Source organism: Pseudonocardia sp. ICBG601, assembly GCF_020496245.1.
Genome location: NZ_JAHLJA010000200.1, coordinates 16,633 through 28,517, shown reverse-complemented (window position 1 = coordinate 28,517; position 11,885 = coordinate 16,633). Strand labels below are relative to the sequence as shown.

The window sequence follows — 11,885 nt, the reverse complement described above, 5'->3', positions numbered from 1 at the left end:
GTGACAGGGCGAGCACCCCCGGCGAGCACCCCCGGCGAGCACCCCCGGCGAGCACCCCCGGCGAGCACCCCCGCGAGCACCCCGCGAGCACCCCCGGCGAGCACCCCCGGCGAGCACCCCACCCCGGCGAGCACCCCCGGCGAGCACCCCCGGCGAGCACCCCCGGCGAGCACCCCGGCGAGCACCCCGCGAGCACCCCGGCGAGCACCCCCGGCGAGCACCCCCGGCGAGCACCCCCGGCGAGCACCCCCGGCGAGCACCCCCGGCGAGCACCCCGGCGAGCACCCCCCGGCGAGCACCCCCGAGCACCCCCGGCGAGCACCCCCCCCCCCGGCGAGCACCCCCGGCGAGCACCACCCCGGCGAGCACCCCCGGCGAGCACCCCCGGCGAGCACCCCCGGCGAGCACCCCCGGCGAGCACCCCCGGCGAGCACCCCCGGCGAGCACCCCCGGCGAGCACCCCGGCGAGCACCCCCGGCGAGCACCCCCGGCGAGCACCCCCGGCGAGCACCGAAGAACGGTGGCCCGGGACTTCTTGTCTTTGCCGGTCGCATACGGCCCCGGGCGGACACTGCGCATTCATGGTCGGCGGGGTCGTGTAATGTCACGTGCGCCACTACACGGGCGGCGGAGGAGCGGGATCGGTCATGACTGTTCATGAACTCAGGCCCACGAGCGGAAACGGCGAGCCCGGCGTGGGCTCTGCCGGTGAGCTGTGGGCCGGTCGGGAACAGCAACTGATCCCGGAGGAAAACCTCCCGCAGTCGGGGCGTGCTCGGCAGACATTGTGGGCGTCGGTGTGGCCGCGTGTTCTCGCGGTTCTTGTGGTGGGTTCTGTGGGTCTTCCCGCGGCGGTGGCGTCGTATTGGCATTTGCAGGAGGTCGCCGCCCGGTTCAATCCGGGGTCGGCGTTGGCGTATTGGCTGCCGCTGTCGGTGGACGGGCTCCTCGCTGCAGCGCTGGTGGTGGTGTGGTCGCGCCGCACTCGGGGTGAGCGGGTCGGGTTCGGGCCGTGGGCGGCATTCGCGTTCGGGATGATCGTGACGTTGTTGGCGAACGCCGCCTCTGTTGTCCCGGAGAGTGAATGGGTGCGGGATGGATCGGTGTTGGCGTCGGTGGCGGCGTGGATGGTCGCGTTGTTCCCGCCGGTCGCGTTCGCGATCAGTCTGGAATTGATCGCGATCGTGCTGCGTCCCACCCGCGCTGCCCTCGCTGCGAGCCGGACGGTGGGGCCGGGCGTCGCTGGTGGCGCGGCACGCTGGACGGCCACGGCCGCCCCTGCCGGGCAAGTGTCGACCGCGGCTGTGGGCGCTGCGCACGAGGACCGCTCCGAGTCCTCGGCGATCTCGATGCAGTCGATGCAGTCGGCGTGGGCGGTGGAGGAGCCTGGTGCGGATCAGGGCGACACGGCGCCGCTGCCGGTGGTGACGTCGGGCCCAGCGCGGCGTCAGGACACCCCCGAGGGCGGCAGCGACGACGCGGCGGCCTGCACGGCCGTCGTGAGCGCGGTGGGGGAGACGAAGCTGGCGAAGGCCGAAGCGCTGTTGGCGGCGGCGTGGGCCCGAGGTGAGGACCTGTCGCTGTCCGAGGTCGATCGGATGATCGGCGGGAACCGCACGGCGGCGAAGGCCAAGCGCAGGCTGCGGGACCGCGGCATGCTCCCGCCCGCGGAACACGGTCTCCCGTCACAGCGCGCTGGTGCTCCTGACGCTGCACCTGCTGGCTCTGGTCGGGTGGGTCCGCGGATGGTCCCGGCCTGACCGAGCCTGCTGGGTGTCAGGTCCAGGTCACGGTGATGACCAGCATCGCGGCGACGATGACCAGGCCGAGGATCACCAGGGTGAGCCACGGCCCGGTGTCGGGTCGGGCGGTGGATGACGCGGCAGCCGATGACGTCGCGGGCGCTGGGGCCGTGTTCGCGCTCTGCTGAGCTGTGGCCCGAGGACGGGCACGGTGGTCGTGGGTCAGGGCGTCGTGCAGGGCGGCGCGGTTGAACACGACGGTGTCGGCGGTGGCCGCGGCTTCGGCGGCGGTGCGGTCGGGTCCGGACATCCAGGTCGGCCAGGGCAGCCGATCGTTCTGGGCGGCTGGGTCGTTGCGTGGTGTGTTCATGTGTGCACTGTGCGCGACAGGTGACGTGGGTGTGTGAGCAGGTCCCGGGTGCTGCGGCGTCGCTGCTCTGGCCCGCTTTGGCCCTGTCGGCGGCTCGTGGGCAAGTCGACCCGGACCGCAGCCCGCCCCTCGGGGCGGGTGAGGACCGGAAGCGGCGCGGCAGCACCGTTTTCGGTACGGCGCCGTCTTCGGTGCAGCGGGTACCGCCCGCTGGGTTCAGGACTGGTTTGTGCTGGTTATCGCCATGCTTTTGGGTTGAGTCGTCGTCGGTGGCCGGTCGTGGACGGGGTGCTGGTGCGGGTGAGTAGGTGGGCGCGGGTGGACTCGATCAGGGCGCGGGTGGCGGCCGAGCGCTGGTAGGGCTGCGCGGCGGCGGCCTGGGTGGCCCGGCGGTGTTCGTCGTCGGTGATGCGGTCGGTGGCGGGGCGGTCGTGGTGGCAGCGCAGTGGTGGGTCGTAGGAGCCGCCGGCGGGGTCGTACGGGTCGAGGACATAGCCGTACTCGTCGCATTCGGGACAGGCGTCCCGTTCGCTACGGGCTCGCTGCGCGGCCTCAGAGCGCTTCTGAGCGGCTTCGGTGGCCTGCCGGGCCTCCTGGGCCTGCATCCGCTTACGGACCGCTCCACAGCCGCCACAGGGCCCATCGTGGGGGTCCGGGGCGGCGAGGTGCCGGGCGCAGCGCCAGGTCTCGCGCCGGGCCGGGTCCGGCTCCAGCACCGCGGCGCTGGGCGCCGGCTCTGTCGGCTCTGTCGGCGCGCTCGCGGCCGGGGCCGGGAGCGGGGCTGCGGTCGGGTGCGTGGCCAGGGTGGTGGCCAGCTGCGCGGCGACCTGGGCCAGCGCCGTAGTCACGGCGCCCAGCTCACTCACCAGCGCCGCCGAGGGGGTGCTGGCCGACGGGGTCGCGATCGGGGGATGCGGCGCGGTCAGCTCCGGAGCGGGGGCGGGGTGTGGCTCTGGTCGAGGGCTCTGGGGGTGGGGGGCGTGGACGGGCTCAGCGACCTCGGTGGTCGGGCGGTTCGTGCGCGCTCGCGCCCTCCCCCCCTTCGGGTCGTTCAACTTCAGGTCGTTCTGTGCCGGTTTTTCGGCAGATGGGTATGCCGCAAAATCGGCATACCCCCCCAATGCTAACGACTCTGGGGGTCCCCCATTTGGGGGATCTGCCGTTTTTGCGGCATACCCCCTACGACCTGCGGGTTCTTGACCGGATCGGGTCGTGCCGTGGCTTACGGCGTCGGTGGTGCGGCGCTGCGGGCGGGTCGCGGCGCGGTTCGTGGCGGGGCAGGCGCGGGCGGGCTTGGGTGCCGGTGGCGGGGGGCCGGCGGGGCGTGCGGCGAGGGCCTTCGCGGTGGCTTCGGCGTCTTCGGCGGCGACGAGCGCGGCGAGTTCCTGGGTGCTGCCCAGGCCGGTGTAGCCGGGCGGTGGGGCCTCGTGGACGGTGTAGATGTTGCGGCGCCCGGTCGCGGTCGCGACGGTCTCGACATCGACCGCGCCGATCTTGACGAGCTCGCCGATCGCCGCACCCACCGTGTGGGCCTTGGACACCCCGAGCCCGCGGGCGAGCAACCGCTGCCCCGGCCAGGCCCGCTCATCCCCGCGCTGGGTGTTCACAAACGACCGGAGCAGCACATAGGCATGGATCGCCCGCGGTGACACCCCGGACAGCGCCACCCAGTCCCCGACCGTCGTGTACGGGAACCGACGCCCCTCCCGCAACACATCACCCTCCCCGGGCTGTTCCGCGCCGGCGTAGCCGCCGCTGTAGCCGGTCCCGGACGGGCGGATCATCGCCGACGCGCTCATCGGGCACCACCGGTCAGGACGAGAACGGCCAGGCCAGCCGCCGCAAACGGGGCAACCACCACCGGCGGCGAGTACAGCTGGTCGAGGTCGAGGTCGAGGTCGAGGTCGAGGGGGGTCTCGACGCTTCGGTGGGTCATGGTTAGAGTGCCCCTTGCAGTTGGGACCAGCAGCAGCAGCAGCTAAACCAGCAGCAGCAGCGGCAACGCTGATCATCGGTGGCTGCGGCGCCCTTTTTCTTTGCCAAAAGTGCTGGGGCGCCGCAGTCATGGACTGTGAGCTGAGCGTAGCGGGCCGGGGTCCGGTCAGGATCGCCCGCACCACCTATCCCAGGATCGTGCCGCTCCACCGGGCCTACGCCGCCCGGCCCGTGCTGCGGTGGTCGCCGGCGGTGGGCGTGAGCCAGTAGGTCGCGCAGTCGCCGCAGACCAGGGCCTCGGCCGGGCCGAACATCACCGTTCGCGGTTCGTGGTCGCATGCCGGGCACCGGTAGCCACCAGCGGTGTCGTCCCATCGCAGACCGAGCGCGTCGGTCGTCGTGTTCGCGGTGAGTGCGACCGGGCAGACGACGGTGTGGGTCATGGCGTCGTGCCTGCCGCAGCAGCCGCAGGCGCCGGCGCGTTGGTCGGCGCGGGCGCGTGGACCCGGCGGATGTGAGTGATGTCACTTTCCCATTCGGTGAGTGGTTGTAGGACGACGCCTCGGGTGGTGTCGTAGGCGTTGATGACCAGGCCGTGGCCGACATACATGCCGTTGTGCCGAGGATTCTCACTCGTGCCGAGTGAGCCGGGGATGAACACCAGGTCCCCGGGCGCGATGTCCTGGAGGCGGACCGGTGTCCCGGCGTGTTTCTGGCTGACCGTCCCGGCGGGCAGGGCGACACCGGCTGAGGCCCAGGCGGCGAGCATGAGTCCGGAGCAGTCGAAGCCGTCCGGGCCGGTCCCGCCCCACACATACGGTTTCCCGAGCTGGGCCAGGGCGTAGCCGACCGCGGTCCGCGCTACGGGATCGGTGGGTGCGGTGAAGCCCGGTGGGAGCGTCGTCGCATCGACGACGCCCGCACCGCCCGTGCGGAGTCCGGCGCCGCCGGAATCGGGGCAGGCATAGACCGTGGAAGCGAGCTGCGTGTTCGTGGCGACTGAGCTGTCGGTGCCCGGTGGTAGCGGTACCGGGTTGTCCGCCCCCACCCAGAGCTGCTCGACCAGCGCCGCGGCCGGGCCCTCCTGGGGGGCGTAGCGATCCGGGAACGCCGAGCGCTGCACCGCCTGCGCCGCCGTCCCCGGTGCCATGGTGTGCCATCCGGGCAGCGCGATGAGGCGGTCGAGGAAGGAGTCGGTGGCCGCGACCGGGTTGAGCACCCGGGCGGGCGGGCCCCAGCCCTGGGACGGGCGTTGCTGGTAGAGGCCGAGGGAGTCGCGGTCGCCGTAGGCGACGTTGACCAGCCGGGATTCGACGATGACGGTGGAGAGCGCGATCACCGCCGCTCTTCTGGGTAGTTGTCGTTCCACGACCCGGGCGACGATCGTGGCCGCGTTCTCGGTCTGCTCCGCACTCCAGGCGACCCCGTCCACGGACTGTGCCCCGCCCCCGAGGCCTCCGTCGGGTCCGCAGCCGAAGCGGCCCCCGGCGATCCCCAATGCCGCGATCACGGCGAGCCCGCCGAGCGCAGCGGTCACCAGCAGCACCACCGACACCCCGAGCCCACCGGCCACCAGCACACCCCGGCCCACTACGACTCCTTCGTCAACGAGTCGTTGACACCGTCGGTCCCGGTGGGGTCGCCGCCGGCCTCGGCGCACTGCTGGTCGATGTCCGGGCTGCCGGTATCGTTGATGCTGGTCAGGGCCTCGGCGCGAGGTCCTGAGCGCATGCCGGCGTCGGTGTCGAAGATCGACTTTTCGGTGCCGGACAGGACGGTTTGGATTTTCATGCCAGGCCGGTTGTCGAGTTTCCACAGTGCCCGGCCCTGGGCGGCCATGGCCCATCCGGTGATCGCGGCTTGCTCGGTCTCGGACAGGCCGAGCTGGTCGGCGAGGTCGTCGGTGATGGCATCGGATTGGCCGAGCAGGATTTTCGTCGAGCACAGGGCGAGGAAGTCCCGGGCGATCGCGGCCTCGTGTGATCCGGCGGCGCCGACGGCGTGGAGGTCGGACGGCTGGTGCATGATCAATAACTGGATGGTGCGATCACTGCGGGACAGGCGTAGGTCGGCGTTGATGGCCTGGACTGCGCGTAGGCCCAGGCCCATTTGGCGCCAGACCTCGTCGCGGACCACGATCCGCGGCGCCCCACCCGCCCCGCCGGTGCCGGTGTTGTCGACGGTGTTGTGCAGGGTGGTGAGCATCGACGACCACATCCCGAGGCAGGTCAGGGCGACGTTCATGGCTTTGTCGCCGAGTGGGTCGAGGCGGGACAGGTCCATGGATTGGATGGGGGCGTCCCAGTCGAGGTCGAAGTTCGTCTCGGCGTCGAACAGCCCGGCCAGCGGCCCGGTGACCAGGTTCGACAGGGCGTCGGTGACCGCCCGAGTCTGCGTGGTGAACTCGGTGCGGTCGACGAACCGGGTCCCGGCCCACAAGTCGGTGTCGGGGTCGGCGAGCAGTCCGGTGACCTGCGGGATCGTGACCGGGCGGAGCTGGTCGGTGGTGTCATCGGCGCCGAGCAGACGCCGCAGGACCGCGTGCAGGACGTACTCGTCGGTCACCGACGGGACGTGACCCTGGGCCGCGGCCAGCGACAGCAGCAGCCGGTTCCAGCGCCCGAGGATCACGTCGAGTTCGCGGCGTTGCCGCTCCGTGCTCCAGGCCGGCCAGTATGTGCGCAGCGGCCCGAGGTCCAGGGCGTTGAGCCGCCGCGGTGACCCGGGCCCGAGCGCGATCGGTTCAATCCCGAGTGCGCGCAGCACCGGCGTGTACTCGCCCTTCCGATCACCACTGATGAGGGTTTTGAAGCCGAACGGCATCATCCGCAGGCAGAACGCACACACCGTGGACGATTTCCCCCGCCCGGGCTTACCGAAGATCATCATGTTCGGGTTGGTGACGATCTTTCTCAGGACCCACTCGGGCGGGTGGGTGTAGAAGGAGCCGCCGGTGGCGACGTCGTAGCCCATCCGGGCGCCGACCGCGGGGACACCGTGCGCTGCCAGCAACGGGAACAGGCCGCCGATCTGGTCGGTGGTGGCCCGGAACACCGGTAGGCGTCGGGCGGCATCGACCGGGGCCCAGCCCCGACCGAGCTCCCGGTGCCCGCGGCGCGGATCGAGGTTCCAGGCGACACCCTCATCCAGGGCGCCGGTCTCCGGCGGTGCGGCGATGGTGAGCTGTTCGGTGGTGAGGTCGGTGAACGCGGTCAGCAGTTCGCCGGTACTACGCGACACCGGCACACTCCGCCGCCGCCGCGTGAACATCCTGCTGTTGAGCCGGGTCATCGTTGCCACCGCCGGTTCGGCAGACCGGGGAGGCCGTAGCCGACGGGCAGGCATGCCGCGGTGAACGCGGCGTCCTGGGTGAGTTCCAGGCGCAGCAGGCCGAAGCGGTCCGCGGCGTCGTTCTCGATTCCGGCCGCGGCGTCCTCGATGCCCCAGTCCGCCCAGTCCGACGGGACGGTGGTCGCGGCGGCGATGGTGTAGCGGACCAGGGCGTGCCCGGCCGCGACCGCGGCCTCGTGGGCGTGCCCACCAGCGTGGCGCTGCTGGTCTTCCACGGTGGTGCCGAACCCGCGGGTGGCCTTCAGGTCGGCGATCAGGGTGTCGCGGAACCGGGTGCGGGCGACGTGTCGGCGGGCATGGGACGGATCGAGGACTTCGTAGTGGATCTGCAACGACCGCCGCTCCCCCGCCCGCCGCACCGCCAGCAGCGGGCCGAGGGACCCGAAGCTCGTGCCGCCGACCGGTGGTTGGACGGCGTAGGCGACGGTGGCGAATCCGTCGTGGGCGTAATGCCGCGCCGCCGGGGTCGGCGCCAGCACCGGCCCGGCCATCGACCACGACAGATGCCCGGCCCGGTCCGGGCGAGTCAGCTGCTGATGCCGCAGATGCGCTGCGGCGGCCGGATTGAAACCGGTCCGGACCGCTTCAGCGACACCGGCGGAAGACAGCCAGGTCACCTCAGTGACACCGATACCGCGTAGCGCGTCGGCGACACCGTCCAACACGCGGTAGAGGGCATAGGCGCGGCCGGCCACGCCGCCGCCGGCGGCTTTCGCCGCCCGGCGTAGTGAGTGCTCGGTCCCGCACACAGTCACGAACAACTCCGTCCGCACCGACGCGGCGGCCACAGTCCGGTCGATCTCCGCGGCGATCTGCCGGGTCAGCTCGGGGGCGTCGTCGACCTCGTGCTGTTCGCGCCACAACGCATAGTCGGTGCCGTCATCGGGGACCGTGCGCACCAGCAGCGACACTCGGTCGATGACCTCGCGGTGCGCGACGCCGATCAACATCGTCCCGAGCTGCGCGGCCAGGCCCTCGGACTCGCCCGCCGACGCCATCGCCACCCCGGAGTGCGTGAGCCGCCCGGTGATCGCCCACCGACCGTCCACGCTGTCCTGGATCAGACACAGGCGCTGGTCGGCCAGTGGTGGGCCGTCGTGGAACCGGAACCGCGCCAACACCCCCGGCAGGTCCGGGGCGTCCGGGTCGTCGGCGCGCCCGGCCGCGGCCTTCGACTGCCACGCAGCCCAGCCCATGACAACTCCTCCTGCTGTGAACATGCACAGGTCAACCAGCCAGAACAGTGCGGGCCGGCCGCGGATCGGGACCGTCACCAACACCCACACACCGGTCGCGACCAGTAGCCAGCCGAACGCGGCCGACCACCGCCCCGCCCCGACCGCCACGACCACCGGCACACACGCCGCCCCCACCACCACGGCTTGGCCGGTTGACAGGCCCGCGAGCCATCCGGCGCCTTCGCGGTGGTGCAGATTCCGATACATCCGCCCGGGATCGGTCGTGGTCATCGGCCGCTCCCGGAGTCTGGCCGCGGCCGCGGCGGTGCCGTGGACGGCGGTGTCGTGGACGGCGGCGGCGGTGTGATCGGTGGCGGCTTGGGTGGGCGCCGGTCGGCCTCCGGCGCCGGGCGCGGCGCCCGCTCCTGCTGCTGGGCGAGCCGGTCCAGCTCACGCCGCCGCTGCGCAGACTCACCACCAGCAGCGCCACCCGCACCGCCACCCGCACCGCCACCCGCACCGCCGCCAGCGCCGCTGCCGGTGGCGGGGATTCGGTCGGGCTGGTCACGTGTCGCGGCCCGGCCCAGCTCCGGCGCCGGAGCAGGCGGGGTGACCTGCGCCGGGGCACCGCCGTGGCCGACATCGGGCGCCGCCGCCGGCCGGGCCGGTACCGGGGACGGGCGGACGCTGGGCGTGTGGCGCAGCACGAAGCCGCCGCCGTGCCCGACACCGGTCTGAGCGGCCTGCTGGTTCAACCGGCCCGCCGCGTACTCCCCCGCCGCCGCCACACCGTGATAGCCCCTGGTCAGGGCCCCGCTGACCGCGCGGCCGGCCCGCACCGCGCCCGCCGCGACACCACCACGCCCACCGGCCTGGGTGCGGGCGTGGTCGGCGAACCGCGCCGTATGCGCTTCCTCGGCTGCGACACCACCGGGGCGTGCCGCCCCCGCCGGGGCCGGGCGCCGCGCCATGACCGCCCGCACATCCATGCCCGCGCCGGTCGCCGGATCGACGAACGCCAGCAGCTTGTAGGCCGCCCACGGGCAGAACACCGCCGCCAGCAACGTCACCGCCCCGGCCAACACCCCGGACACACCGGAGGCGCTGCCCAGCATCCCGACCCCGATGACCAGCAGCAACGCCAACGCCGGCTCGAGGAGGATCGCCGCGGCCAGCCACCGCGCGGTCCGCCACCACCACGCCGACGTCGCCCCCGACAACAACCCCGCCGCCGCGATCGGCGATACCGCGATCAACATGACGATGATCGCCTGGCGCACGACCATCTCGAACGCGAAACCGACCGACGCCGCCGCCCCGAGCGCTCCGGCGATGGCCATGATGATCGCCCGCGACATCTCCGTCAGGCCTTCACCCAGGTCCGGGTTGTCGATGAAGATCGCCCCGACACCGGTCACCGGCTCCTCGGCCGGGGCGTCCGGGTCGACCGGTGGCGGGTCGAGGACCCGGGCGAAATCCGGTGAGCCCAACGCTAGATCGAGCAGGCCGCGGGCGATCCCGTCCGCCGCGGCGACCAGGCCCGCCGACAACGACAGGATGAAGGCGAGCGCGATCCCGAAATGGACCGGTCCCAGCAGCAACCGCGACGCTCCCCAGCCGCCGCGGGCCACGACCGCCACGATCTGGGAGAAGAACACGCAGGTAGCGACCAGGATCGCCAGCCACCACAACGCCGGCCACACCTGCCCCAGACCGCGATCCGGAGCGAACAACGCAACCAGATCGAACCGCGTCAGATGGTCGATTAGGGCGAGGGTGTCGCGCAGCATCGCCAGACCGGCCGTCCACACCGACTCCAGGACACCGACGACACCGGCCTTGACGTAGCCGCTGATGGCGGTGGACATGGTGTCCGCCGGGTTCGCGGCGATCCCGAGCAGCGCGTCGCTCAGACTCGCTTCACCGGTCTCCGGCGGAGCAGGTTCAGGCGGTGGCGGGGTCGGCGGTGGTTGGGTCGCCCACCCGGTCCGTCCGAGCACGTCGGCGGTCATCGGATCAGGTCTCGGTATCCGGCGGCGACCGCTTCAGCGGTCCCGGGCCACGGTGACGGTGGGATCGCCGGGCGTTGGCCTGTGACGATGCGCCACTGCTCACCGCCGGGTGTGGCGACGCGGCGCATCGCTTGGCAGTCTGCGACCCCGGCGCTGGTGACCTGGCCGATGTAATCGGCGCTGTACTCGCCCAGCACACACGCCACGACGAATCGGTCCCCGACCGTGCCCTTGATCAGGGCCGCCCGCGGTGTCCACGTCATCGACATCCCGGGATAGGGCCCGTGCGCGGGCAATCCGGCCTTCTTCCGGAAGTCTGTCAACACCAGGGCCAACCATGCCTGGGTTCCGGGCTCGGCGGAGCCGGGCTCGACGATCGAGTCGAACGCACGCGCGTAGTCGGCTGGGTCCCCGCTGAGCATCCCGGCCTGGGTCATCGCGACCAGCTGCGCGACCGCGCCCTCCGGTGTTGCGGGGAAGCTGTCGGGCACCCACACGCCGACCGTGCGCCCCGCCGGAGGCAGCGTGATCGGCGGTCCAGCCGTCTCGGTGGTCAACGTGTGTGGCTGACCAGCGGCCGCGGGAAGCGCCAGCATCGGCGCGGCAGCGAGTTCCTGTTCCGAGGCCCACTCCCGGGCCTCCACGCCTGCCGCCGCGGGTGGAGCGGCGGGAGCCGGTGCGGGTTCGTCGCGTCCGCCGAGCCAGCCCATGATCGTGTAGACCAGGCCGGCGACCAGCAGTGTCGCCAGGACGCCGACTCCGGCGGCGATCGCGTAGCCGCGGCGCCGGTTCGGCTCCCGCACCACCGGCGGCGTAGACGGAGTGGTCATCCGAAGTCCCCGGTCGCGATCGTCTTCAGCAGGTTCTGGCCGGACGCCCAGAGCACACCGGCCAAGACCGAGGTGCCGACCATCCCGGCACCGATCGTCGCCGCGATCCGATTGCCCCACAGTCGTCCGGCGCCGATGGTCAGGACACCGAGGAAGAACAGGACCGGCACCGACCAGCCGGCCAGCGACATGATGACACCGCCGAGGTAGTCGGCGGTGTCACCGAACCGGCCGGGCAACGGCCTCGGTACCACCGTCGGCAGCTGCGGCAGGCCTTGTTCCTGCCCGGCCGGCGGCGGCGCAGGCGGCGGCTGCTGACCCGGAAGCCCAGCACCGAACCACCCGGCGCCGAACCGGCCGGCACTGAACCACACAGCATTATCGGAAATAGTTCTCAACACGGGGGTGCTCCTCAGCGCAGCGAACACGGACACGGACACGGCGGGAACCAGCTGTCAACGGCGGTG

The 11,885-nt window shown here is 72.3% G+C and carries 11 protein-coding genes and 1 pseudogene; 1 reads left to right on the top strand and 11 read right to left on the bottom strand.

Annotated elements, in window-relative coordinates; translation table 11 throughout:
- Nucleotides 1-299 (bottom strand): annotated as a pseudogene (locus KPL57_RS60295) (hypothetical protein); the annotation flags it as partial.
- Between the two features lie 348 nt (nucleotides 300-647).
- Here KPL57_RS60295 and KPL57_RS60290 point away from each other — a divergent pair.
- Nucleotides 648-1,760, top strand: a complete 1,113-nt coding sequence (locus KPL57_RS60290) for a DUF2637 domain-containing protein (RefSeq protein WP_226358712.1) — start codon at nucleotides 648-650, stop codon at nucleotides 1,758-1,760.
- A 16-nt stretch (nucleotides 1,761-1,776) separates the two neighbouring features.
- Here KPL57_RS60290 and KPL57_RS60285 read toward each other — a convergent pair whose 3' ends face one another.
- From KPL57_RS60285 to KPL57_RS60240, 10 genes are all read right to left on the bottom strand, one after another.
- On the bottom strand, nucleotides 1,777-2,112 hold the full coding sequence (locus KPL57_RS60285; protein ID WP_226358711.1) for a hypothetical protein: 336 nt from the start codon (nucleotides 2,110-2,112) through the stop codon (nucleotides 1,777-1,779).
- Nucleotides 2,113-2,348: 236 nt separating this feature from the next.
- Nucleotides 2,349-2,960: a hypothetical protein gene (locus tag KPL57_RS60280; protein WP_226358710.1), complete on the bottom strand. Its 612-nt coding sequence runs from the start codon at nucleotides 2,958-2,960 to the stop codon at nucleotides 2,349-2,351.
- A gap of 947 nt (nucleotides 2,961-3,907) precedes the next feature.
- The gene (locus KPL57_RS60275) at nucleotides 3,908-4,048 is read right to left on the bottom strand and encodes a hypothetical protein (protein WP_226358709.1); all 141 of its coding nucleotides are present in this window, start codon (nucleotides 4,046-4,048) and stop codon (nucleotides 3,908-3,910) included.
- A gap of 214 nt (nucleotides 4,049-4,262) precedes the next feature.
- Nucleotides 4,263-4,490 carry a hypothetical protein gene (locus KPL57_RS60270; protein ID WP_226358708.1) on the bottom strand — a complete coding sequence of 76 codons (228 nt, stop codon included), beginning with the start codon at nucleotides 4,488-4,490 and terminating at the stop codon, nucleotides 4,263-4,265.
- Nucleotides 4,487-5,638 carry a C40 family peptidase gene (locus tag KPL57_RS60265; protein WP_226358707.1) on the bottom strand — a complete coding sequence of 384 codons (1,152 nt, stop codon included), beginning with the start codon at nucleotides 5,636-5,638 and terminating at the stop codon, nucleotides 4,487-4,489. The genes KPL57_RS60270 and KPL57_RS60265 overlap by 4 nt, the downstream gene beginning before the upstream one ends.
- Nucleotides 5,638-7,338, bottom strand: coding sequence for an ATP-binding protein (locus KPL57_RS60260; protein ID WP_226358706.1), 1,701 nt, complete (start codon nucleotides 7,336-7,338; stop codon nucleotides 5,638-5,640). Before KPL57_RS60260 ends, KPL57_RS60265 begins: the two co-directional genes overlap by 1 nt.
- Complete coding sequence (locus KPL57_RS60255; RefSeq protein ID WP_226358889.1) at nucleotides 7,335-8,867, bottom strand: SCO6880 family protein; 1,533 nt, start codon at nucleotides 8,865-8,867, stop codon at nucleotides 7,335-7,337. The genes KPL57_RS60260 and KPL57_RS60255 overlap by 4 nt, the downstream gene beginning before the upstream one ends.
- On the bottom strand, nucleotides 8,864-10,588 hold the full coding sequence (locus KPL57_RS60250) for a hypothetical protein (protein WP_226358888.1): 1,725 nt from the start codon (nucleotides 10,586-10,588) through the stop codon (nucleotides 8,864-8,866). Before KPL57_RS60250 ends, KPL57_RS60255 begins: the two co-directional genes overlap by 4 nt.
- Nucleotides 10,585-11,418 (bottom strand): hypothetical protein, encoded by an 834-nt coding sequence (locus KPL57_RS60245; protein ID WP_226358762.1) that lies wholly within the window; start codon nucleotides 11,416-11,418, stop codon nucleotides 10,585-10,587. The genes KPL57_RS60250 and KPL57_RS60245 overlap by 4 nt, the downstream gene beginning before the upstream one ends.
- A complete protein-coding gene (locus KPL57_RS60240) occupies nucleotides 11,415-11,792 on the bottom strand; it encodes a hypothetical protein (protein ID WP_226358653.1) in 378 nt (125 codons plus the stop codon). The genes KPL57_RS60245 and KPL57_RS60240 overlap by 4 nt, the downstream gene beginning before the upstream one ends.
- Nucleotides 11,793-11,885 lie beyond the last annotated feature (93 nt).